20 protein-coding genes and 6 pseudogenes are annotated in these 23663 nt (G+C 53.3%); 21 read left to right on the forward strand and 5 right to left on the reverse strand.

The window, feature by feature from the left end:
* Positions 1-79 precede the first annotated feature (79 nt).
* The 13 genes and pseudogenes from ACSAMP_RS07425 to ACSAMP_RS07485 all read left to right on the forward strand — a co-directional run.
* Positions 80-436 (forward strand): arsenate reductase family protein, encoded by a 357-nt coding sequence (locus ACSAMP_RS07425; protein WP_457800014.1) that lies wholly within the window; start codon positions 80-82, stop codon positions 434-436.
* Positions 437-811: 375 nt separating this feature from the next.
* A pseudogene (locus ACSAMP_RS07430) lies at positions 812-2131 on the forward strand (Wadjet anti-phage system protein JetA family protein).
* Positions 2132-2167: 36 nt separating this feature from the next.
* A complete protein-coding gene (locus ACSAMP_RS07435) occupies positions 2168-2746 on the forward strand; it encodes a DUF4194 domain-containing protein (RefSeq protein ID WP_457800015.1) in 579 nt (192 codons plus the stop codon).
* Positions 2743-6081 carry an ATP-binding protein gene (locus ACSAMP_RS07440; protein ID WP_457800016.1) on the forward strand — a complete coding sequence of 1113 codons (3339 nt, stop codon included), beginning with the start codon at positions 2743-2745 and terminating at the stop codon, positions 6079-6081. Before ACSAMP_RS07435 ends, ACSAMP_RS07440 begins: the two co-directional genes overlap by 4 nt.
* Before the next feature lie 2 nt (positions 6082-6083).
* Positions 6084-7286 (forward strand): Wadjet anti-phage system protein JetD domain-containing protein, encoded by a 1203-nt coding sequence (locus ACSAMP_RS07445; RefSeq protein ID WP_457800017.1) that lies wholly within the window; start codon positions 6084-6086, stop codon positions 7284-7286.
* Between the two features lie 164 nt (positions 7287-7450).
* Entirely contained in the window at positions 7451-7855 is a 405-nt protein-coding gene (locus ACSAMP_RS07450) for a hypothetical protein (RefSeq protein ID WP_457800018.1), read from the forward strand.
* Between the two features lie 393 nt (positions 7856-8248).
* Entirely contained in the window at positions 8249-8716 is a 468-nt protein-coding gene (locus tag ACSAMP_RS07455; protein ID WP_457800019.1) for a transposase, read from the forward strand.
* 379 nt (positions 8717-9095) lie between these two features.
* The gene (locus tag ACSAMP_RS07460) at positions 9096-9374 is read left to right on the forward strand and encodes a creatininase family protein (protein WP_457800068.1); all 279 of its coding nucleotides are present in this window, start codon (positions 9096-9098) and stop codon (positions 9372-9374) included.
* On the forward strand, positions 9325-9777 hold the full coding sequence (locus ACSAMP_RS07465) for a cytosine permease (RefSeq protein WP_457800020.1): 453 nt from the start codon (positions 9325-9327) through the stop codon (positions 9775-9777). Before ACSAMP_RS07460 ends, ACSAMP_RS07465 begins: the two co-directional genes overlap by 50 nt.
* 124 nt (positions 9778-9901) lie before the next feature.
* A pseudogene (locus ACSAMP_RS07470) lies at positions 9902-10126 on the forward strand (hypothetical protein); the annotation flags it as partial.
* A gap of 10 nt (positions 10127-10136) precedes the next feature.
* A complete protein-coding gene (locus ACSAMP_RS07475) occupies positions 10137-10601 on the forward strand; it encodes a RidA family protein (protein WP_457800021.1) in 465 nt (154 codons plus the stop codon).
* A 330-nt stretch (positions 10602-10931) separates the two neighbouring features.
* Positions 10932-11627, forward strand: coding sequence for a hypothetical protein (locus ACSAMP_RS07480; protein ID WP_457800022.1), 696 nt, complete (start codon positions 10932-10934; stop codon positions 11625-11627).
* Positions 11599-11859: pseudogene (locus ACSAMP_RS07485) on the forward strand (transposase); the annotation flags it as partial. The gene ACSAMP_RS07480 and the pseudogene ACSAMP_RS07485, both read left to right, overlap by 29 nt.
* 115 nt (positions 11860-11974) lie before the next feature.
* Here the strand turns inward: ACSAMP_RS07485 and ACSAMP_RS07490 are convergent.
* The 4 genes and pseudogenes from ACSAMP_RS07490 to ACSAMP_RS07505 all read right to left on the reverse strand — a co-directional run.
* Positions 11975-12117, reverse strand: a pseudogene (locus ACSAMP_RS07490) (transposase); the annotation flags it as partial.
* A gap of 167 nt (positions 12118-12284) precedes the next feature.
* Positions 12285-13502, reverse strand: a complete 1218-nt coding sequence (locus ACSAMP_RS07495; protein ID WP_457800023.1) for a M20 family metallo-hydrolase — start codon at positions 13500-13502, stop codon at positions 12285-12287.
* A gap of 88 nt (positions 13503-13590) precedes the next feature.
* Positions 13591-14373, reverse strand: a complete 783-nt coding sequence (locus ACSAMP_RS07500) for a creatininase family protein (RefSeq protein ID WP_457800024.1) — start codon at positions 14371-14373, stop codon at positions 13591-13593.
* A gap of 104 nt (positions 14374-14477) precedes the next feature.
* The gene (locus tag ACSAMP_RS07505; protein WP_457800025.1) at positions 14478-15470 is read right to left on the reverse strand and encodes an ornithine cyclodeaminase family protein; all 993 of its coding nucleotides are present in this window, start codon (positions 15468-15470) and stop codon (positions 14478-14480) included.
* A 631-nt stretch (positions 15471-16101) separates the two neighbouring features.
* On the opposite strand from ACSAMP_RS07505, the pseudogene ACSAMP_RS07510 reads away from it, so the two are divergent.
* Together ACSAMP_RS07510 and ACSAMP_RS07515 are read left to right on the forward strand one after the other, a co-directional pair.
* Positions 16102-16305, forward strand: a pseudogene (locus tag ACSAMP_RS07510) (transposase); the annotation flags it as partial.
* Between the two features lie 138 nt (positions 16306-16443).
* The gene (locus tag ACSAMP_RS07515) at positions 16444-17349 is read left to right on the forward strand and encodes a transposase (RefSeq protein ID WP_457800069.1); all 906 of its coding nucleotides are present in this window, start codon (positions 16444-16446) and stop codon (positions 17347-17349) included.
* Positions 17350-17459: 110 nt separating this feature from the next.
* Here ACSAMP_RS07515 and ACSAMP_RS07520 read toward each other — a convergent pair whose 3' ends face one another.
* A complete protein-coding gene (locus ACSAMP_RS07520; RefSeq protein WP_457800026.1) occupies positions 17460-18326 on the reverse strand; it encodes a DUF6076 domain-containing protein in 867 nt (288 codons plus the stop codon).
* A gap of 712 nt (positions 18327-19038) precedes the next feature.
* Here ACSAMP_RS07520 and ACSAMP_RS07525 point away from each other — a divergent pair.
* The 6 genes and pseudogenes from ACSAMP_RS07525 to ACSAMP_RS07550 form a co-directional block, all read left to right on the forward strand.
* A complete protein-coding gene (locus tag ACSAMP_RS07525; protein ID WP_187015601.1) occupies positions 19039-19248 on the forward strand; it encodes a helix-turn-helix transcriptional regulator in 210 nt (69 codons plus the stop codon).
* The gene (locus ACSAMP_RS07530; protein WP_457800027.1) at positions 19245-19658 is read left to right on the forward strand and encodes a helix-turn-helix domain-containing protein; all 414 of its coding nucleotides are present in this window, start codon (positions 19245-19247) and stop codon (positions 19656-19658) included. The genes ACSAMP_RS07525 and ACSAMP_RS07530 overlap by 4 nt, the downstream gene beginning before the upstream one ends.
* A 683-nt stretch (positions 19659-20341) precedes the next feature.
* Entirely contained in the window at positions 20342-20776 is a 435-nt protein-coding gene (locus ACSAMP_RS07535; protein ID WP_457800028.1) for a hypothetical protein, read from the forward strand.
* A gap of 266 nt (positions 20777-21042) precedes the next feature.
* Entirely contained in the window at positions 21043-21345 is a 303-nt protein-coding gene (locus ACSAMP_RS07540; RefSeq protein ID WP_457800029.1) for a hypothetical protein, read from the forward strand.
* Positions 21346-22548, forward strand: coding sequence for a tyrosine-type recombinase/integrase (locus ACSAMP_RS07545; RefSeq protein ID WP_457800030.1), 1203 nt, complete (start codon positions 21346-21348; stop codon positions 22546-22548).
* A pseudogene (locus ACSAMP_RS07550) lies at positions 22512-23498 on the forward strand (site-specific integrase); the annotation flags it as partial. The gene ACSAMP_RS07545 and the pseudogene ACSAMP_RS07550, both read left to right, overlap by 37 nt.
* Positions 23499-23663 lie beyond the last annotated feature (165 nt).

A 23663-nucleotide genomic window follows, 5' to 3' on the forward strand; every position in this document is an offset into this window, starting at 1 on the left:
ACAGCGCCATATTGCCTTTTGCCGGTGGGGCCGATATAATGGACGTATCGTCAAAGTTTGCTTTAGGAGGACGAAACTCATGATCTTTCTCTGCTACCCCAAGTGTACCACCTGCCAAAAGGCCAAAAAGTGGCTGGATGACCACCAGATCGCCTATGACCTCCGGGACATCAAGCTGGACAACCCTACTGCCGAGGAGCTGACCGCGTGGCATGAGCGCAGCGGCCTCCCCCTGAAGAAGTTTTTCAACACCAGCGGCCTGCTCTATAAGTCCATGGCCCTGAAGGACAAACTGCCCGGCATGAGCGAGGAGGAGATGATCCAGCTCCTGGCCACAGACGGCATGCTGGTCAAACGCCCCCTGCTGGTGGGCGAAGACTTCGTTCTGGTGGGATTTAAGGAGAAGCAGTGGGGGGAGATGCTGGAGGTGGAGTGACCGGCGTGGAGGAACCCCCTTTATAGGAAACCTGAAAAAGAAACGTGGCCGACAAACCTTTCGGGGCCTTTCAGGGGCTGCCTATATCATGCCCTTCTAGGGCTTACTCAAGCCACCGGCTTAGCCGGTGGTTGTGACTTAGTTATCGCGCACTCACGCCGCCGGCCAGAAGGCCGGTTTTGTTATTGAAGTAAAACTTCCATTGACGAACCCCCAAAGTTCCGATACAATTTAGTTAAATCCACCAAAAAATCAGGTACCTTTGGCGCTTTTTGCATACATGGGGGTGTTGCGGTGAATCTTTTCGACCGATTGAATGGAAACATGTTCCGTCCTCTGGCCGGGCGAAACCAGCGGATCTATGCCGATCTGCTGATGCTAATATGGAATCAGTGCGGCACCTCTCAGGACTACAGCATGGGAAAAAGCGCTGTTACTCAGGTGGCAGAGACCTATATGGAGGGGCTGGGGACCTTGCTGCCCTTGGATGAGGAGGACGAAACAGACGGCCCCACTTTAGATGCCAGAGGGCAGGGCCTGAAATTTTTGCGGCGGCTGCGAGAGGCCGGATGGCTGGAAGAAATGGAAGGTGGCTATGAAGAGGAGCCCCGCACAGCTCTCACCGCTCAGGCGGTGCGTTTGCTGCAGCTATTTGACGAGATACTCCACCCTAAGACAGTGACCTACAGCGGAAAACTGCTGAAGGCCTATCGATTGCTCCAGGGCGTCGGCCAAGAGAAGAGCCCCTATGAAAACGTACTCAAAGAGGTCTGCGCCGACATGGCCGCCCTGAACACCTCCCTGCGGCAGCTGAATGCCTCCATCGGCGGCTACATCGACCAGCTGACCCGGAACCGAACGCCTCAGGAGGTGCTGGACCTGTTCCAGCGGTACGAAGACTAGATCGTGGTGGCGGCCTATCACCGCTTCAAGACCAGCGACAACCTGTTTCACTACCGCACAGAGATTTTGGACGGGCTGGATGAGTGCGACGGCCCCTATGCCCAGGCCCTGATCCAGGACTACTGCCGGGTAGAGCGGGTGACGGAAACGGAAGGCGAGGCGTCGGTGCGGCAGTTGGTCCAACGGGTGCGGGACGAGCTGGATATCATGCGGGACCTGCTGGCAGAGATCGACCGCAGCCACGTGACCTATCGGAAGCGGGCGGTGCAGCGGGCCCAGTTTATGCTGCTGTCCGACGGCTCGGCCCAGGGGCGGATCAGTGAGCTGCTGCGGTATTACGCGGAGACCGTTCAGCGCCTGGAGGAATTGTCTGACCCAGATGACAGCCCGGTGAGCCAACACTGGCGGCTCTACCCCGTCGATGTATTGGGGAAAAACTTTTTAAAACCGGCGGTGAACAGCCGCAAACCCACTCCCATCGAACAGGTCCCGTCGGAGGAGCCTATCTCAGAAGAGGAGTTGCAGCGGCAGCAACAGCTGCTGATGGACTATGTCCGCCAAGCCGTCACCCAAGAAAACGTGAACCGCTTCGCGGATCAGGCGCTGGAGGGGCGGGAGACGATCTCCGCCCGGGATCTGGCAGCCGGGGAGACCGGAGAACTCATCAAGATCATCGGCCTGCACACCTATTCCCAATCTCATGACCGGAATTATGAACTGACACTTACGGACGACTGGGTGACGGTGGGTGGAATACGCTTTCAGCAGTTCTGGATACGGAAACGCAGCTGAATCGGGGCATGTGCCCAAACAAAGGAGAGCCTGCTTATGGACGTGAGAGAAATCGCCAACTATCTGCTCAACCACTGTTTTCTGCCCGCCCAGGCGGAGGAGCTGCGGGAAAAGCACTACTACGCCGTCAACCACCTGGAGGAGCTGCGCCGCATCTTCAAGCCTCTGGGCTATACGGTAGTTTATCACAACGCGCCGCTGAAAATTGTGGCCCTGGTAAACGAGTATGAGGGCAATCAGGCCCAGTTGAGCAAATATGAGAGCATTCTGCTGCTCATTTTCCGGCTGCTTTATTTGCAAAAACGGGAAAAATTGTCGGCAGACGGGGAGCACGTCACCGTGACGGTGGGCGAGGTCCAGGAGGAATATCAGAAGATGAACCTGCCCCGAAAGCTGGATCGGGTCACTCTGGAGAGCAGTCTGCGCACCCTGAAGACCTATAACCTGGCCAGGAATCTGGACGCCCTGACGGAGGAGGACGCAAAAATTGAGATATTCCCCACTGTCATTCTGGCCCTTCCTGACAACGTACTGAAGGCCTCTGTGGACGAGACGCTGGCCGCGCTGGACAAATACCGCCGCGCAAGTAAGACGGACAAGGAGGACGAGGTATGATTCTGTTAAGCCGCCTGCGGCTCATCAACTGGCACAATTTTGCCGACGATCTGCTGGATATCCAGCAGATCACCTACCTCATCGGGGTCAACGGCGTGGGCAAGACCACCATTCTGGATGCCCTGCGCTATTGTCTGACCACCAACAAAAACTTCAACGCCTTGGGCAACCGCAAAAGCAAACGGACCTTGTTGGGCTCGGTACACGGCAAGCAGCGGGATCAGGATGAGGGCCGCCCCAGATACAGCCGCAAGGGCCACACCGTGTCCTATATCGGGGCTGAGTTTCAGGACGAGGCCGCCAAGCCGGGACAGAAGAGCTTTGTCATCGTGGTGCGGGTGGAGTCGGAAAATCCAGACGAGGACATGCGCCACGTGCAGCAGCGCTGGTATATCACGCCCCGGGGCGTCACCCTGGAGGAGCTGCCCTTCCTGGGCCCGGACCGCGTCCCCACCAAACGGGAGCAGTTCTGTTTAAAACGGGGCAAGATGCAGAACACAGACAAACAGGAGACAGCCAGAGACTGGATCTGCCGGGCCTTGGGCATCGGTTCAGCTGAGTCTCCCCTGGGCAAGAAATTCTGCGCCGTATTCCCCATGGGCACCAGTATCGACAACATTGCGGATTTCCGGGAATTTATCTATCAGTATATCCTCCCCCAGCCGGAGTTGGACCTACAGCTGCTGCAGCAGGAGCAGATCGAGCTGGACCATCTAAGCGACGTGCTGCTCCAGGCCAAGGCCCGGGCCCAGATGCTCACCGAAATCGGCCAGCTGGGCGAGACGGCCCATACCAAGCAGCGGGACTGCGCCATAAATCGTGGCTTTGTCCTGTACGCCAAGCAGCAGGCCACCGCCCAGCAGGAGGAGAAGATCCTCAGCGACATCACTGTACACAACCAGGAGATACAGCGTCTGGAAGAGGAGCTGCGCCGACAGAGAGCCAGAGTTGAACAGGCCCAGCATCGCTTGCTGGAAGCTCAGCGGGAAAACCAGAACAGCAGCGAGCGTCAGCGGCTACTAGTGTTCGAGGACCTGGTCAAGGCTAAACGGGCGGACTATGACCGGGCCAGAAAGGCCCTGTCTACCTTAAAAAACGCCCAGCAGAGCCTGGAAGCCCTGAACCGAATGTTCTCCCAGTGTCAAATGGCCATCCCGGAAGAGCAGATGCCGGATGGCATCCGCCTGCTACCCCAGCGCAGAGAGTCTGAGGCTCTCTCCGCCTTGAGCCAGCTATTGCAGGAACGGGAGCTCGGGCTGGACCAGGCGGAGTTTAATGCCAGAAGCCGCCGCCGACAGATGGAACAGCGGCGTGGTGAACTGCAAACACAGATCAATGCACTGAACAAGGGACAGCTGGTCTATCCAGACGGGGACCGGGCCCGGCGTGTCTGTCAGACCATCAACCGGGAGCTGAGCCAGATGGGACTGGAGCCGGACGCCCGCATCCTCTGCGAGATCCTGACCGTCCGGGATCCGGACTGGCAGGAGTGCGCCGAGGCCTGTCTAGGAAACCGCCGGTTCGACATCCTGGTCTCCCCCAAGCACTACCACACAGCCAAGGAGGCCTTCGCCCGTCTGAAGGGGGAGGTGGGCCAGGTCAGTCTACTGGACAGCCCCGCCCTGGAGCGGGACGCCGGACGAATGGCCACAGCCCCGGACAGCAGCTCCCTGGCGGCCAAGCTCACCAGCGAGAACTGGCTGGCCCAGTATTATGTCAACAGCCTGCTAGGCCAGATCGTCTGCTGCGACACCCCGGACACCCTGGAGCGCTATCCCCAGAGCGCTACCCGGGACCTGCTGCGGCACTACCCATACCGGCTGGCCCGTCTGCGCACCCCGGTGATGTTCATCGGCCTGGAGGCCCGTAAAAAGCAATTGGAGTCTGCCAAGGCGGAGTTTTCCGCCCTGAGCGCCAAGCTGGCTGACTGCACCAAGCAGGCGGACACCCTGACCGAGGCGCTGGATACCTGCCGCCGGGTGCTGCACGGTACCGTCCTGGCCGACCTGCGGGACAACTGGGATAGTGAGCAGCAACAGCAGGCGTGCTGGCAGGCGCTGGAGCAGGCCCAACAGGAGTATGACGCCTGGAAGAACAACCCCATCCTACAGGCAAAGATGACCCTTGAGCATAGCTGTCAGCTGGAGTTGGACTCGCAGCGTGACAAACAAGTAACACTGGAGGCCCAGCGGCAGACAGAGCAGAATTGTGTGGCCCAGGCCCAAGCCCAGCAGAGCCAGGCCATCGCGGACGACGAAGCAGCCCAGGCGGCCTGGCAGGAATTTTGCCAACAGGAGTCCCTTTTGCAGACCGAGGCGGAGAAAAAATACGCGGACGCCGTTCGTACCCGTGCCCCGGAAAAAATCGTGGAATTTCAGACCAACTATCAGCGTCAGGTAGACAAAGCTCTGGAGGATTGGGTTCGGGAGCAACTGATCCCCAAGCAGCAGGAGTATAATGGCACTTATACCTGCGACTATCCTCTGGGGCTGGAGGGAATCGAGATTTTCCGGGAGCAGCGGGACCGGCTGGTCCACGTGGACCTGGAGCGGTATGCCACCAGCCTGGACAAGGCCAAGGAGCGGTGCCGCCAGCGCTTCCGGGAGGACATTCTCTATCGGATGAAGGATGACATCATCAACGCCAAGCGGCAGTTCCGGGAGCTGAATCGGACTATGGGCGGACTTCAATATGGCGAGGAGGTCTATCAGTTCATGGTCCAGGCCAGTACTGACCCGGAGCGACGGGCCTTTTACGACGTGATTATGCGTGAGAGCAACCGGCCTATTCAGGGGGATGGTAGCATTGAGGATTGGATGGCCATGGGCGACGCTGCCTACGAGAGCCAGGTGAACGAGCTGATGGAGCGCATCCTGGCCGAGCTCAGCGCCAACGCCCAGCGGCGGCTTGAGGGAAAGCAGCTGGCCACCGAGTTGTCCCGCTATGTGGACTACCGCTACTATCTGGAGTATGACATCGAGTGTCACAATCAGATCACCGGCGGGACCATCCGCCTCTCCGCCGTCAGCCAGGACAGCAGCGGCGGCGAAAACCAGGCCCCTTTCTATATCGCCATCTGCGCCTCTCTGCTGCAGATTTACGACAAGTGCGAAAACAGCATCCGCCTGGTGCTGCTGGACGAGGCTTTCAGCCGCATGACCAGTGACCGCATCCGTCCCATGATGCAGATGCTGCGGAAAATGCGGCTACAGGTGGTGCTGATCACTACAGTTGAAAAGGCGTCGGCCATCCAGCCCTATTGCGATGTGACCTGTTCCATTGTGAAAAGCGGTACCCGCAACGCGGTGCGCGCCTTTTACCAGGAGGTAATCTGACCATGGACTACGCCATTCAGATCCTCACGGCGCTTCTGGACCGCTATGAGCGCCGGACCGGGAAATCCAGCCGCGCAGTGACGATAGAGATCATCAAGTGCTGTCCCGCCTATCGGGACCACCTGAGCGCGGAGGAGCGGAATATCGACCAGGCAGTGACCTGCCTGGTCGATTGGCAGATGATCGACGCCCCCCGCAGCCCCCAGGGGTACTATACAAAACTCACCCTCCACCTGGACCACCTCTCAGAGATATACGCCCGCTTAAACCGGACGCCCCTGGCCGACCTGCGGCAGGCGCAGCGGGATATGCTGCTGGACGCTCAGCAGAGGGAGCCAGACAGCCTGGCTGGCCGCTTTGCCCAGACCCTGCTCACCCAGCTGGACCAGGGTCGGGCGCTGGGCTATAGGCTACAGGACAACGTAAAAAAACTGAGGGACGTATTGCTGGCCCTGGAGCAGATCGGGCGGTTGGACCACGAGACCTATATACGCAACTTCTCTGAGGGGGTATTTCACGACTCTAAGCACTTTCAGAACATTGCGGACACGGTGCGCAGTATTCTCATTGACCTCACCGACCAGCCGGTGGAGAAATCAGAGATTTTAGCGTATTATAACCTGCTGGAAAACCCCACCTATCTCTATCTGAAGGGCAGCTGGGTGCTGGAACTCTCCGATTCCCGTATCCCTGTCGCTGCCCTCCCCGGGGGCATCGGCCTGACCTCCGACGGGCTACAGGCAGTGCGAGCGGTACATTTGGAGCACAAGACAGTGGTCACGGTGGAAAACCTGACCACCTATCACGACACTCCGTCTGAAAATCAGGCGGTCCTGTATTTGGGAGGCTTTCCCAACTTCGCCAGGGCTGCTTTTTTGCGTTTGGTCTATGCCGGGGAACCGGAGGCCGCCTATTACCACCACGGTGACCTGGACCCCCACGGATTTTTGATCTTGGAGAACCTAAAGCAGAAGACCGGTATCCCCTTCCGCCCTCTGGAGATGGACCTTGCCACCCTCCGCGCCTGCTTTCAGGCCGGGCACTACCGCCCCCTGACGGCAGAGGACAAAAAGGCCATGCAGTCTCCCCTGTTGGCCCCTTACCGGGAGATACTCGACTTTATGCTACAGCACAACTGCAAGGTGGAGCAGGAGTCCCTGGCCGCCATGGATCTGGACGCTCCCTCTCAGAACGAAAACATGTAAATCAAGATTCCCCGTCACTTTGTTGCTAGACAGGGTAAAGGAGACGGACTTGATGTGTCCGTCTCCTTATCTTGCAATATAGTCTTACTTTCCTCGATGCTAAAACCGAACTTTTAAGCGCTTGATAATGACAATAATACAGACTAATTGAAGAAGGTATTTAAATGTGTATTTCTGGAATAATTGACAACGAAGGCCGTTCGGCATGTCCTATTTGCAAGCAAAAAATCAAATTTATTGATGATATTCCAGCTTGCTCACAGTGCAGGCGGCTACTATATCACAACAACGCTGCTGAGATTCAAAACAAATTTTATAAAACGGCTGAAAAAATGAAAAATTTAGCAGATAATAATAGCGAATATTTGTATAAACTTGGTCAAAAAAAACTGGACTCAACCTTATCGCTATCTGAACAGCATATACATGATGCTTGGGTCGCATATAATGTTGCAAAATTAAAAGCACAGTATGATATGAACAACAGTCCTTCACATGACGAAATCGCTCAAAGTTTATATGACTTTTTCGAAGCAGCCGAAAATGTGATGAAGTGCATGGGTCTGTAAAACATAAGTTATTCACGAATAAGCATTAAAAAATAGCAACGGCCTACGCTAAACACAGACTGTTGCTATTTTTGTATATAGACAGCGGGCTGATCGACGGAGAAGCGATGGCTGCGGATGGAAGCTACATTCCGGCCAACGTATCAAGAGAAAGCTGGATCAATGTAGAAACAGAAGTTGAACAGAGTATGCAAAGCTATCTCGATTCTTTGGATGAAGAGCTTTTCAATCAGCCGGGCTTCAAAAAGCCGCCAACAAAAATTGTAAGGAAGTGCCGTACCACCAGCCAAACGGATCCAGACAGCGGTTATATCAATCACGGCAGCAAACGCGGCATCGGGTATCTGATGGAAGCAACTGTGGACTGCAAACACGGCATTTTAACAGGCGTTGATGTATATATTCTGCCATGGATTCTCCTACGATCCACAGCTGGACGCATTCATCTGTCCGGAAGGAGTTCCTCTTACGTACCACAGGCTAAATTGCAGCAAATCGACGGGCAAATATCTGCGTTGCTACCAAGTCGAGGGCGATGCTCGTATGCACTGTCCAAAACGGCCGAACTGTTTTGACAAGGCTGGAATTCGGCGCAGAGTGCTGGCCAGCAGCTGCTATCCAGCATTTTACAGAGGGCATCAGCGTGTTGGAACTCCTGAATACCTATCCATGATGCGGCTTCGTAAAATCTGGGCCGAGGGCAGTTTCTCCGTCTTGAAACGGGAACACTGCATTTCAAAGATTCGAAAAAGGGGCATTCTTGCAGCCACGGAAGAATGCCTCCTTGCTGCCATGGCTCTAAACCTTAAGAGAATGGTAAATGCCGTCTATTTCTATCTCCAGTTCCAATGTTCTGCCTGAAAACCTGTGGGTTTCGGAAGAATTTTTGCTTTTGTCAACAGGTCCTTTATTGTACCTTATCCTCAAATTATGTCCGTGCTTTGATCCTTTTGACAAAATGAATAAATCTTCACTATATTTTTATGACATTATATCTAATAGACATGTGAAAATTTTTTTATTATTTTTGTCACAATAGCAGGAGTTTTCAGTCTACTCCTATATGGACTTGACATCTGAAAAGCGCAGCTATATCATCTAATCAACTCGTATTACAAGTTGATATGCTTACGAGAATAACAAAAAGGAGAGATAAAACATGAGAACACGCATGATGGCTGAAATGACTTAGGTTGAAGTAAAAGAGGCGATCAACAATGGAGCTGGTGTAATTCTGCCCATCGGTGCCACTGAGCAGCATGGTCCTCATTTGCCTTTAAGCGTCGACTCTGTCCTGCCGACCAAGATGGGTCAAGCTGTTGCAGAAGAAACTAACATGTTGGTTGCTCCCGCAGTCTGCTATGGATATCGATCCAGACCCGCTTCCGGTGGTGGCCAGACCTTCCCTGCTACCACATCTCTGCGCGCCACCACTTTGATTGCCATTCTGGAAGATATTCTGTCTGAGTTTGTTAGAAGCGGTTCCTTCTGTTTATGTTGTCGTGGGTTTGCTTCCTAAGTATTTGAAGTTTAAGCCCGGTTGCTTTATCTTCGCTGCTATTTCTATTGCTATCCAGCCCTGGAATATTAGCAGTATGGATGTGGTTTTGAATGTATTCGGTGCTACTGCGGCACCTGTGGTTGCGATTGTGGCGGTTGACTACTATATTTTCCGAAAGAGAAAGTTTAGTTTGGATGACATTTACAAGACTCACGGCAAGTATTATTACTGGAACGGATTCAACCCCGCTGCCATGATTGCATACGTAATCGGTACCGCCGTGGCTGTCATTTTCATGGACTACGGCTTCTTTATCTCCCTTGCTGTTACCCCCATCATTTATTATTTCCTTGCAAAGATCTTTGGCAAGACCTATCCTGCTATGGTTTCTGAGACTGCAGCAGACATTGTCATCGCTTAGTCGTTATTCCACACTGTTCTATTCTCCATTCACAAAATAGACACATATGCACAGAACCTTCCGGGCTCTGCCGGAAGGTTCTGTGCAGAAGGAAAGTTTATGAATAAATTAAGGCACTGTCGCTTCTCTGGCCACCCCCGAATCCATTATGGATGAAATCCAACATCGCGGTCTTCCTTTATGCAATGGTGCGGTATACTTTTGTGGCACTATTCTGCTTCAAGAATCTAAGTTTTGGTACAGCGATGCCTGTCGCATCCAACTCAGCGATTCCAGAACCGGAAAGACAATTATACATACTTACAATGTCAATCTATTAAAAGATGACATTACCTATTTCAATGTATAAGGAGTAAATTATGATTATTGAAAAAAAGTTGGAAGAAATGGGCCTTACTCTGCCCGAATATCCAGAGGGGCAGGGCGTCTTTGACCATGTAAAGGAATTTGGGCCTAATCTGGCCTATGTAGCGGGATGTGGCCCAGAGATTAACGGCGTTTTGAAATACACTGGCCGTGTAGACAAAGAAGTTACCATGGAGCAAGCAAAGGAGTGTGCTGTGGATTGTACGCTAAACTTTCTTCGTGCTTTACAATTGCATTTCGGCGATTTGGATCGCATCAAACAGTTTGTAAAAATGACGGTCTTCGTTGCCTGTGATCATGATTTCAAACTGCAGCCTGAGGTAGGCGATGCATGCAGCGGCCTTCTGAAAGAATTGTATGGAGAAGAGCGAGGCGTGCCGGCCAGATCTTCGATAGGGCAGGCTGCTTTGCCCTATGGTTTTCCTGTAGAAATCGAGGTCATGGTGGAATACGAGTAAGTTTTCCGTGATACTAAAAATAAAACAGAAAGCAAATCAAATTATGACTTGCTTTCTGTTTTTCGTTACGTTTTGAAGTGACGCAACTGATATATAATTAATTTGTCACTCATGAAATTTTCAGAAGGATCTAATGGCAGACCTTTTTCATTTCATTCAGAATTTTAAAATTGCCACCATAATTACTATGTTGCAAAATGAAGCTTGAGTTTTCCCATGCTGACATTTGATTTCTCGTGTGCTTATTTGTGGCGTTAAAAATGGGGCGAGCAAACTGTATATGACTCTGTATCCTGAAACATTTCCAAAGAGAAAGGTCATAAAAGATTTATGAAAAAGATAATTATTCTCTTAGGCGTAGTAGATAACGGTCTGATCGACGGAAAAGCCATGGCTGCGGACGGAAGCTACATTCCAGCCAATGTATCAAGAGAAAGCTGGATTGATATAGAAATAGAAGTTGAACAGAGTATGCAGAGCTATCTTGATTCCCTGGATGAAGAGCTTTCCAACCAACCGGGGTTCAAAAAGCCGCCAACAAGAATTGCAAAGAAGCGTCGCACCACCAGCCAGACAGATCCAGACAGCGGCTATATCAATCACGGCAGCAAACGCGGCATCGGGTATCTGATGGAAGCAACTGTGGACTGCAAACACGGCATTTTAACAGGCGTTGATGTATATTCTGCCAATGAGAAGGAAAGCATCCTGATCTTGCGGCATTTGGAACGGCAAATTGATCTTGGTGTCCCGATGAAACGACTTGCTCTGGATCGTGGATATGAGACCGGTGCTGTTCACCGGGGACTGGAGCTTCTGGGCATTACCGGATATATCCCCGCAATTCAGTTCTCCAATCCACCTGAGAAATATGGATTTTCCTACGATCCACAGCTCGACGCATTCATCTGTCCGGAAGGAGTTCCTCTTACGTACCACAGGCTAAATTGCAGCAAATCGACGGGCAAATATCTGCGGTGTTACCAGGTCGAGGGCAATGCTTGTATGCGCTGTCCAAAACTTTGACAAGGCTGGAATTCGGCGCAGAGTGTTGGCCAGCAGCTGCTATCCGGCATTTTTCAGAGGGCATCAGCGCGTGGGAACTCCTGAATACCTGTCCATGATGCGGCTTCGTAAAATCTGGGCCGAGGGCAGTTTCTCTGTCTTGAAACGGGAACACTGTATTTCAAAGATTCAAATAAGGGGCATTCTTGCAGCTACGGAAGAATGCCTCCTTGTTGCCATGGCCTTAAATCTTAAGCGGATGGCAAAATGCCATCTTTTGCTATCTCTCAATTTATTATTCTGCTGGAACCGCTGTGGGTTTCAGCAGTTTTTTTGCTTTTGTCAACAGGTCCCTTATTGTACCTTATCTGATATTTGGTGTCCGGAAACACCTCGCCCACGGCCTCCAGCATCCCCATGCACTTGTCGCCAACGATGAGCTTTACGCCGTCCAAGCTGCGCCACGAAGCCACTGGAAGAAGTTGACCCAGTTAGCCTTGTACTCTTTCAACATAAAATGCCGCCCTGGATACCGAGCAGTCGGTATTCAGGGCGGCAATATTGTAAAAAAGCAACCACTAAATCTACTTTTGGCATAAATAACCCCCATAGCGGTTTTTCTATGACGCGCCGCTATAGAGAAGGCTGTGCAACGCTTGAGACGATCTCGCACCGACCTTAATATGCCAGCCTATATATAGTTTCTCTTAACACATAGGCTCCCTTTTCCAGGTCGTCACCGCAGGTAAACTCATCCGGTGAATGGCTGATTCCCTTCCGACTTGGTACGAAAATCATCCCAGTGGGCACTTTAAGGCCAATGACCTGGGCGTCATGTCCTGCGCCGCTGTTCATTTTTATGGAGGAAAGCCCCAGCGCCTTGGCGGACTCCTCCACCGCCTCCACGATGGCGGGGGAAAATCTGACCGGTTCCTCTCTGCAGCACTTGATCAACTCCACCCCAAATCCGTCCTGCTCCAGCTTCAACGCCCGTTTATGAAGCTCTCCCTCGATGTCATCAAGGGCTCCGTCCACGCCGTCTCTAAGATCCACGCTGAGCTGAGCGCTTCCCGCGATCACATTGGACAGTCCCGGCTTGGCGGTCAGTTTTCCCACCGTGAATACGGCGTTCTCCGATTTTTTCTTCGTGTAGTCCGTCATATCTCGTATAAACTCCGCTGCCGCCACCACCGGATCCAGACGCATCCCCATCGGCGTGGTGCCCGCATGGTTCTGCTCCCCTGAAATGGTGATGTCGTATGACCTTACGCCCACCACGCTGGTGACCACGCCGATCTCCTTTCCCAGTGCTTCCAGACGGGGGCCTTGCTCCACATGAAGCTCTATAAATGCCTCGATATCCCTTCTCTCCGCACTTCTGAACTCCTTCGGGTCATACCCTGCGGCGATCATCGCGTCTCTCAGCGTGATCCCCTCCGCGTCCCGCTCATCCAGCGCGGCCTCATCCATCCTCCCGGTCATAAATCTACTGCCCAAGTAGGAAGAGGCAAAGCGGCTCCCCTCCTCCTCAAGCATACCAACGACCTCAATGGTCTTTTTGGGCGTTCCATATTTCTTTACCAACTGTCCCACGGCGGCTATCCCCGCGATGACACCTGCTGCTCCGTCATATTTTCCCCCGTTTTTCACAGTGTCAAGATGACTGCCTGTCAGAATAACGCCATCTTGTTCTCCTTGGACCCGTCCAAAAACATTCCCAACGGCATCCTCATAGACCTCCATCTCGGCCTGTTTCATCCACTCCTTCACATAGCTGGCTCCCCGGCTGAACTCCTCCGTATAGGAAGCCCTCCATATTCCACCATCTTTTCTGGTATGATCTCCGAGAAAATCAAGCCGTTGGGAAATGGTCTCTCCTGCAGTAACATCCTTCATAATAACTGAGTGTTCCTCCTATCTATAAGCCGCAAAGTCATAGAACGGCGGCAACGTTGTGAAAACTTCTGTGTTTTCCCATTTGTGGTCAAGGACGGTGTTTGCGCTGTTCCCATTCCCTTTCATTGGTTCGGATGATCTTCTCCTGAAGGTTTTGGTAGATATCAAAATATCGCTTGCCCTTCTCTGCACTTGCGCCGGTGGGATCTCCAATGACTCCATTGTCACTGATGGACCGGGTCCCGCAGTGAAAGAAGCGATCCAGCAGCTCGCCCTGCAAGGAGCCGACAAAGCCAGGAGCCAATTCATCTCTCCGAACATAGTTCTCATCCACCATCATCATCAGAGAGGTCTCCCAATCACAGGCATGTCCACCGCAGAAGCCAGCAGGCTGGTTTTCCAAGCGATCCATCTCGATGAGCAAGTTGTCTAATGCTTCCAAGCTCCCTCCCGGAATAATGCAGACATCGGGATATACCTTTTCTTGCTCCGCAGCGACCTCGGCCATTGTAGCAAAATTTCCCCCATGGGAGGACGAGAGAATAATTCTCCGAAAGCCATGGTGGACGTAGGAGGCGATATAATCCTCTACAATACCCTTGAACACCTCTGGGCGGAGGGTCAAGCTTCCGGGGAAGCCCAGATGGTGCTTTGAAAGTCCCGGCCTGATCACGGGGGCCACCAGGGTATTTCCAAGACGCTTAGCCAGATCAACTGCCTCTGCATAGCCCAGCACCGTATCGGTGATCTCTGGAAGAGCGGGGCCGTGCTGCTCTACAGAGGCCGCGAAAATGATGACCGAGTCAAAGCCATTTTTCTTTGCAATATCAATCTCTTTCCATGTCATATTTTCTAATAGCAACGTGTCCATGCCTATGACCATTCCTTTCCGCTGTGTTTTAACGTATGAAACAGGGGGCCGGATCTTGTGCGGCCCCAAAAGTACGGCTGTCCTGCAGGTGGTAAGCCCAGGCGTTACAGGAACATTTCCAGTCCCAGCTTTTTTTCTGCGGACAAATCGGTCACCTTAGATGCGACCATCAAGTCCTGAAGGCCAATGCCGGTGCTGTCAAAAACGGTGATCTCGGACTCGTCGCACCGGCCCTCTGCCAGACCGAGAATAACATTTCCCATCTCCGTGATGTGTTGGACGGGCAGAATCCCCTGCTTGACCGCTTTTTCGCACTCGCCTACTGCAACGACCTGCTTGAGATCATCACAGAATACCTTGGCCCGGCCAAGGATCTGTTCCTCCAGCTCCTGCTTCCCCTCCATATCAGAACCGATGCAGGACAGATGGGTCCCCGGCTTCAGCCACTGGTCCAGGATCAGCGCCCTTCTGGACGGGGTTGCGGTGAGGATGATATCCGCACTTCTCACCGCCGTCTCCAGGTCCTGCACTGGCAGAATGTCCACATCCGCCGGGATCGATGGCCGGATCTCGTCAATAAAGGCTGGCACCTTATGGGGGGAGTGCGGGTTGGAGACCAAGATCCTCTTGATGTTCTTCATGACCTTCAGAGTGGCATCCAAAAGGACGGGGCCCTGGGCACCCGTGCCCACCAGCAGCAGCACCTCTGACTCCGGGCGGGCGAGATACTTGCACCCCACAGCACCCGCTGCGCCGGTGCGCATATTGGTGATCAAACCGCCATCCATCATGCTCTTCAGCATGCCCGTCTTTCGGTCAAAGATCAAGATGGTCCCCGTCAATCTGGGCAGCCCTAAATCGCTGTTTCCGGCAAAGGCACTGACCAGCTTCATTCCAAAGATTCCTGCGCCGTCCATGCTTCCGCTTTTGATGTCAAACTCAGAGACACCGTCTTCAAAGGAGTGGCATACGATAGGAAACAGTTCTGCCAAGTTGCTGCATTTGTAGGAATAAGCCTGTTCAACTGCTTCGATGACCATATCCATGGTCAAAATAGACTGGATCTCTTGCTTGTTTAAAATTGTAAATTGATTCATGTCGCATCCCTCATAACGATATTTGTTGGACCATGACAGCCGGGCTGTCAGTTGAACGCTGTCCTTGTGTTTGCAGACCACATTTTTGCGCCGCCTCGCCAGGAAAGCTTATATGCCAAATCCAGCGATGAAGTGCCCGATATTGTTGATGCTATGGTACATAATGATGGCGGCCCGGACCTTTAGGGCATGCGTGAGATGATCCACGTGGCCAGGTGACAAATAAGACGAAAACCCGGGCCATAGGGGCAGCTTTAACAATGTTGCCGGACCGCCCAAGAGACAGCTTTTTTCTTAAGCAGAATGGGAAACAAGATTTTGAACGTAAAGAATTTTTTGATTTATACATCGAATTATAAAAATTTTTGAACTGAAAAGCAAGTGGCAAAAAAGTTGTGCTCTATATAAAAAATAAAAACCGAAAGAATACAATTCGTCGCTTTACCTAAATAGAACGTCAACAACTAAGCCAATCGCCAAAAAACCAGGAAAAGCTATTACAAAAACAATAATCCGCATTCCTTTATGGAATAGGCAGGAGGGGACTGAGGCATGAACATTCAGAATCTGAAATGTCTCCTGGAAACCGCAGAAAGCAGCTCGGTATTATCCGGCAACAGGCCGTCCATCTGTCGACCCTGTCAGTATGTTCAAAATGCTCTTGATCGGATACCTGTATGGCATCAAATCAGAGCGGCGGTTGGTGGAGGAAGTTCAGCTCAACATCGCCTACCGATGGTTTTGCGGATTTGAACTGGATGACACGATCCCAAATCACTCCACATTCAGCAAGACCAGAACACGAAAATGGCAGCAGAGCAGCCTTTTTCAGAAAGCCTTTTATGAAATAGTCAAGCAATGCATAGACAGCGGGCTGATCGACGGAGAAGCGATGGCTGCGGATGGAAGCTACATTCCAGCCAATGTATCAAGAGAAAGCTGGATCAATGTAGAAACAGAAGTTGAACAGAGTATGCAAAGCTATCTCGATTCTTTGGATGAAGAGCTTTCCAATCAGCCGGGCTTCAAAAAGCCGCCAACAAAAATTGTAAGGAAGTGCCGTATCACCAGCCAGACAGATCCGGACAGCGGCTATATCAATCACGGCAACAAACGCGGCATTGGGTATCTGATGGAAGCAACTGTGGACTGTAAACACGGCATTTTAACAGGCGTTGATGTATATCCTGCCAACGAGAAAGAGAGCCTTCTGGTCTTGCGGCATTTGGAACGGCAAATAAATCTTGGTGTCCCGATGAAACGACTTGCTCTGGATCGTGGATATGAGACTGGTGCTGTTCACCGGGGGCTGGAGCTTCTGGGCATTACCGGATATATCCCCGCGATCCAATTCTCCAATCCACCCGAGAAGTATGGATTCTCCTACGACCCACAGCGGGATGCCTTCATCTGTCCGGAAGGATTCCCTCTTACATACCACAGGCTAAATTGCAATCAATCAACCGGCAAATATCTGCGTTGCTACCAAGTCGAGGGGGATGCCTGTATGCACTGTCCAAAACGGCCGAACTGCTTTGACAAGGCTGGAGTTCGGCGCAGAGTGTTGGCCAGCAGTTGCTATCCGGCATTTTTCAGAGGGCATCAGCGCGTGGGAACTCCTGAATACCTGTCCATGATGCGGCTTCGTAAAATCTGGGCCAAGGGCAGTTTCTCCGTCTTGAAACGGGAACACTGCATTTCAAAGATTCGAAAAAGGGGCATTCTTGCAGCAACGGAAGAATGTCTCCTTGCTGCCATGGCCCTAAACCTTAAGAGGATGGTAAATGCCATCTTTTTCTGTCTTCCAATTTACTATTCTGCTGGGACCGCTGCGGGTTTCGGCAGTTTTTTTGCTTTTGTCAACAGGTCCAAATCTTGACGGCACCATAAAGAAAAATAGCATTCAAACCCTACATGGGGCGGTTTAAAATCTGCCTCGCTATAGACAAAGATAACCGTGTGCTGACCTTACGGTCAGCACACGGTTTTTCATTTGGATTCCTTCAGCCAGGTCTCCAGTTCCTTCTGGGAGATTAGCCCCTGCTCGCATTTATCCTTTTCCGCTCTGGCCCGCTCGCTCCAATCGTAAAACTGCTGGTCGGTGATCCGTCCGGCCTTGATCCACGCAAAGCGCCGCTTGTATTCCTTGCGGTAAGCTTTGAAAGCGTCATTGTTTGCCTGTCGAAGCGTCCATTGTTTCAGAGCGCCGATGTCGCGGCAGCGCTGCTGCCCTTTCGGAACGGGCCGCTCGCAATACTCCGCGCTGACCCGCCCGGTTTGCGGAAACCATCGTCCGCAGTTCTTGCAGCGTCGCACTGTGATGTTCCGCTCCACACAGCTCCGCAGAGAGTAGTCGATCATGTCCCGGATACTGGAGGAATACAGCACCGGTGAACACTGCCCCGGCTCCACCGGCTCAAAGCTGAGCGGGATGGGGTGGAAACAAAACAGGCCGGGATCTTTCGGCATATCGTAGGTATAATTCCTTGCCGCCTGCGCCTGCGGCTCCCGTCCCGCGCTGTCTACATCCAGCACCAACTCAAAAAAGCGTTGGATCTGCTGCTGGTACAGCGGAAGCTGTTCAGGGAGCTGGCGCAGCTCGTCCAGCATTTGCGCATCCTCCGCGCTGCCCCGGTCACCATAAATCCCAATTCTGGAGAAACGGTCATACCAACGCACATACAGAAACTCCAGATAGATATGTCGACTTTTCAGTTGGCTCAGTTCCACTATGGCATCTGTGCCAGCCTGCCGGTCATCCTCAACGATCAACCGCCTCCAACGATCTGCGATCCGTTGGAGAGAGGGTGTCAACTCCCCATAATCCATCTCCAGAAAGGTGAGCAGGCTTTCCAAAAAGGGAAACTCCCCCTGGACATCCGGAACGCCTTGCGTACCAAGGGAATCATACTGAAAAATCTCTCTGCCCTCAGAGAAGAACATTTTGGCATACCACATGACAGACCACCTCGAAATAGACAATCATAATATAGAAATAAGGACAGTCTTGACAAGGAGTGAAAAGTATGTTACCATACAAACACGGAAAGACTGTCAAAAGTAATTTACAGTTAGCCTAACACGGAGACTGCGGATTGTCAATGAAAAAGACGGTCACAAATCCGAAAAAGCACCTCGACAACTGAATACCCATCACCGGAGATGATACACGCCGGAGAAGTAACGCCAGGACCGTCAATCAGGGCTCCCACAAAGTCGAAGACTTTGTGGGAAGAGGAGCCGCAACGGAGTGAATGAGTTTTCGGGCAACCACGGAAACGAATGATACAAAGTTTACGGCGACGATGAGCGTACCAAGGCAGTGAAAACGCCGTGCAGGTCAAACAAGGCCGCAGGGCAGGAACGGGTACGGTGCGTGGCAGAAGATCGTTAAGAAAGGGGGAATCGGTATCTATCGTTCCTACAAAAAGGAAAACCGCTGAACTGTTGCAGCAGTCCAGCGGCGCGCCGCGTTTCGGAAAACGCAGACTCCATCTGCAAACAGTCTAACAGAGGGACCTCCGAAACGCAAGTAATTTTTCTCTGAATTCTATTGGAGGTAACGATTTTGAAAATATCAACCTATCACAGCTACGATGAATTGCCGCTGTTCCTCAACGCGGAACTGGTGGCAAAGGTGCTGGGCGTGTCCATCTCCAGTGCCTACGAGCTGATGCACGAAGAAGTATTTCCGTCTGTGCGCATCGGCAGTCGGTTCGTGGTGCCCAAGGATAAATTCCGGCAGTGGGTGGAGCGGCAGACTGGAGGTGCCAGATGAGAACTTGGACAAAGCGCGACCCGGTCAAGAACTATTTTCCTCTGCCCAATGAGATCTATCAGCTGGGTCTGTCTCACAGTGCGATCGCTGTCTACGGTTACCTGCTCCGCATCGAAGACCGCAGAACCTATCAGTGCCATCCCAGCTACGCCACCATCGGCAAGGCGGTGGGCATGAGCAACAACACCGTGCGGAAGTATGTGCAGGAGTTGGAGGAACGCGGGCTCGTCCGCACAGAGCGCACCAGCATTATCACGCAGGACGGGCGCAAGCAAAACGGAAGTCTGCTCTACACGATCCTGCCGATCCAGTTTTCCATTGACCAGTTTTATCAGCGGCAGATGGATGCTGTGGACAGGGCAAAGGAACGGCAGCGAGTGGCAAGACGCATGGAGCAGACCAGCGTGTGAAACAGCAGATATGTTTCTCTGCGTCCTGTTGCTGTGACCGAAAAAACCGTGGGACCCATCGGTGTGAAGCGAGGTATAGCAGCGGGGCTGCGCGTGCCTGCGGGCCCGCGGCGCCGATGAACTGCGGCTGCCCGCCAAGGGCGGGTTGACGCAGTTCATCGGCTGTTATTCTGCTCCCACGGTTTTTACCGCCTCAAATTTGAAGGCATTTTCACAGATTTTGTGCTCTCGGATGTGCTGCACAGATCAGTTCCCCGCGCCGTTCGCCCTGTGTGCCGCTGTGTGTGCGTTTAGGGGCTGGGGTGGAGTGTTTACCCACCAAAGCCCATTGAAGCGAGCGTTGCGGCGTTTGTGGGCGATGTGTGAGAGATCCTTGCGAATACTGTTCCGACAAAGGAGAAATGAGTCATATAGGGGTGAGTTTTTCCTCCTGACCATGCCCTGTTTCGGAGATTGTAGCCCCTTGTTTACCCGTTCGATTAAAGCACAAGATAAAGGGCCGCAGTCGCAAGCGCCCGCAGCCCGCCCACAAAGCCCCGCAGTGCGGGGCTTTTCAGGGAATCGCCAACCGCCGTCGGTTTGGCGGTTTTACAGAACAATCGCAGTCGGTCATTCGGCAAAGTCCCGTGTTTGCAGGGCTTTGCGGCGATTTTGACCGACGACACAGAAAGGAAAGAAAAAATATGGATGATAACAAGAAAAGCACTACGATCTGGCTGCGCCCCAGCGTGATCAGCCGCATGGACGGCTGGTTGGAAGCAGATAACTGTCAAAGCCGCAGCGAATTCGTAGATAAGGCCCTGCGCTTTTACATGGGTTATCTCGGCACCGAGGACAACACGACCTACATCTCTCGGGCCATCCTGACAGCCATTCAGGGTACGCTGGACGACAACAACAATCGGCTCTGCCGCATTCTTTTCAAGTGCGCGGTGGAACTGAATATGCTGTGCCACACCATCGCCGCGCACTTCCGCGCCGACCCGATCCACACGCGGGAGCTGCGGGCCTACGCCGTGGACGAGGTGAAGCGCACCAACGGTCAGGTGAGTTTTGAAAGCGCGGTGCGGAGCCAGCGGCGCATAGAGCCGGATGACACGTGGCCCGGATTGTACTGATCTCCCCCTACCTCAAGGGCGGACAGAACGCTGCAAAGCTGGTCCAGCGTACCCGCTACGTCGCCACCCGTCCCGGCGTGGAGCTGCTGGCGGATGAGCGCAGTACACTCCCCGCCACAAAAAGGGCTACTCGATGCAGATGCACATGTGAACATGTTTGGAAACGTATTTTTTGCGCCGCAATAGTCAAAGAAACATTTTAGAAAACAGTAGCTTTGTGCGCCGGGTTGTGGTATGTGTTGTGGCTACCAAAAGGAGGTGCCGCAATGTACGACTACATGAAAGCCCTGCAAAAGCGCTTCGACCGTCAGGAACACAGTGAATTGGACGCACAGGTCGAATACGCTCGAGAGGAACTGCGGCAGGACATGGACGCCGTGGGGCGCAGAAAGCTGCTGCGGCTGTTGGACGCGCAGAACGCGTTGCTGGTAGAAGCCACGCTGATGAGTTTCACGGCGGGCTTCAAGCTGGCGTGGGGCGTGGCAAAAGAGCTGGAGGCAGATGGGCTCTATTCCTTCGAGCGGGAGGAAGAAGAGCATATCTGCCATCCGGCGGAACAGGAGGACTAAATGGCAAAACGAAGACCGTCCGGTGACGGCATGGTGCGCAAGCGGGAGGATGGGCGCTGGGAAGGCCGCATCGTGGTGGGCCACAAGAAAAACGGTACGCCCATCTTCCAGCACGCCTATGCTCATACACAAAAAGAACTGACGGAAAAGCTCCATCAGAATATCGAACGCTATCAGGACGTGGAGCTGACCGAGGACAGCCGGATGACCCTGGGGGAGTGGCTGGACCGTTGGCTGACGGAATACAAGGCAGGTACGGTGCGGCCCGGTACGCTCAAAAGCTATCGCTGCTATATCGAATACTACATCAAGCCGCAGCTGGGCGACAAGCAAATCTCCCTCATCTCTCAGCAGGACATCCAGCGGATGTACCGCCGCCTGAAAATAGAGGGACGCATTCATGAGCATCCCGAAATGAATCATCAACTCTCTGACTCCATGGTCCGCCACATCCACTCCGCGCTTCACGCCGCACTGAAAGACGCGGTGCAGGCGCATGTCATTCCCAGAAATCCGACCGAGGGGGCGACCGCACCCAAGCCAAACTACAGGCCCAAGCGCATCCTCACCCGTGCGGAGCTGGATGCTTTCCTTGAAGTGGTGGAGCAGGATGAGGTGTGGAGGGACTTCTTCCAGACGGAGCTGATGACCGGCCTGCGCCGCGGTGAGATTTGCGGTCTACAATGGAACGACTTCGACGAGGACACTGGTACGCTGAAGGTGTGCCGTACCCTCCACAGCCAGCGGAAGGGCGAGTACACCGTCGGCGAGACAAAAACGGGAAAGGGAATGCGTACCATCCTCCTGCCGAAGACGGTGGCGGACATCCTGCGGCGGCGCAAGGCGGATACCATCAGTCAATGGATATTCCCCGACCCAGTGAAGCCGGAGGATCCTGTCAACCCCGGCTCGGCCTACCTCCACATGAAGACGCTGCTCCGGCGGACGGGGCTGCCCAGTATCCGCTTCCACGATCTGCGCCACACCTTCGCCACCCATGCCCTTACCAGCGGCGTGGACGCCAAGACACTGTCCGGTATTCTGGGACACACCAATGCGTCCTTCACGCTGGACACCTATACCCATGTTACATCGGATATGCAGAAGACAGCCTCGGGCATCGTGGGCGGCTTCATGGAGGACATCTTCGGAAAGGAGTTGAAACCGTGGCAAGAAAACGAAAAGCCGGCGACGGAACCGTAAGACAGCGCAAGGATGGTCGGTGAGAGGGGCGCATCGTCATCGGCTATGACGATAACGGCTATCCCAAGACGAAAAATGTTCTCGCCAAAACCAAGAAGGAGTGCGTCGAGAAGCTCCAAAAGCTCAAGGAAGAGTGTGGCGGGCTGAAGCCGGAGAAGGTGCGGTCAGAGATGCCCTTCGGGGTCTGGCTGACATATTGGTACGAGAATCATTCCAAGCCGAAGATCCGTCCCACCACGCAGGAGACTTACGAGAGCCGCATCCGTCTGCACATCATCCCGGAAATCGGTGACATCCCGCTGAATAAGCTGACGCAGAATGACCTGCAGCAGTTCTATGGTCGGATCAAGAATGGTGGCCGGAAGCGCTTCACCGACAAGTACGGCGAAGGACTGTCCGACCGAATGGTGCGCATGTGCCACGCCACCTGTCGCTCCGCGCTGGAGAAAGCGGTGCAGGATGGACTGATTCGCATGAACCCGGCCATCGGCTGCAAGCTGCCGCCAAAGAAGGCGCTGGAAATGCAGGTGCTGACGCGGGAGGAGCTGCAGCGATTCCTCATTCAAGCGAAGTTTGAGGGCTACTATGAAGTGTTCCTCCTGGACTTAGCCACCGGCCTGCGCCGGGGTGAGCTCATGGCGCTGCAATGGGACGACCTGAACTTCAAGACTGGTGTGCTGAATGTGAACAAGCAGGTCTACGATGTGTGGGGCCAGCTTCAAATCAGCACGCCCAAGACGAAGAACTCTGTCCGCAAGATCGTCCTGCCGCCCGCGGTGGTGGCAGTGCTGCGTGAGTACAAAAAGACGGTGGACTCCCGCTGGATGTTCCCGTCACCGGTGAAGGAGGACTGTCCCATTACACCCGGCGTGGTACGGCGCAGATTGCAGCTCGTCTTGGAACACGCTGGGTGCAAGCATGTTAGATTTCATGATCTGCGCCACCCGTATGTCAAGCACACGACAAAAATTTTTAGCTTGCGCTCGATGGCTTTTCAAGCGCAGGCTTATCCTGATGCTCGGCGAAAAACTCGCGGAGCTTGTCAGCTTCATCGGGGAGGACAAAGCCAAAGCCCTGTCCGTCCACTCTGCAATAGAAAGCGATTTTCATGACTG

The organism is Flintibacter sp. SJQ-8 (genome assembly GCF_054108085.1).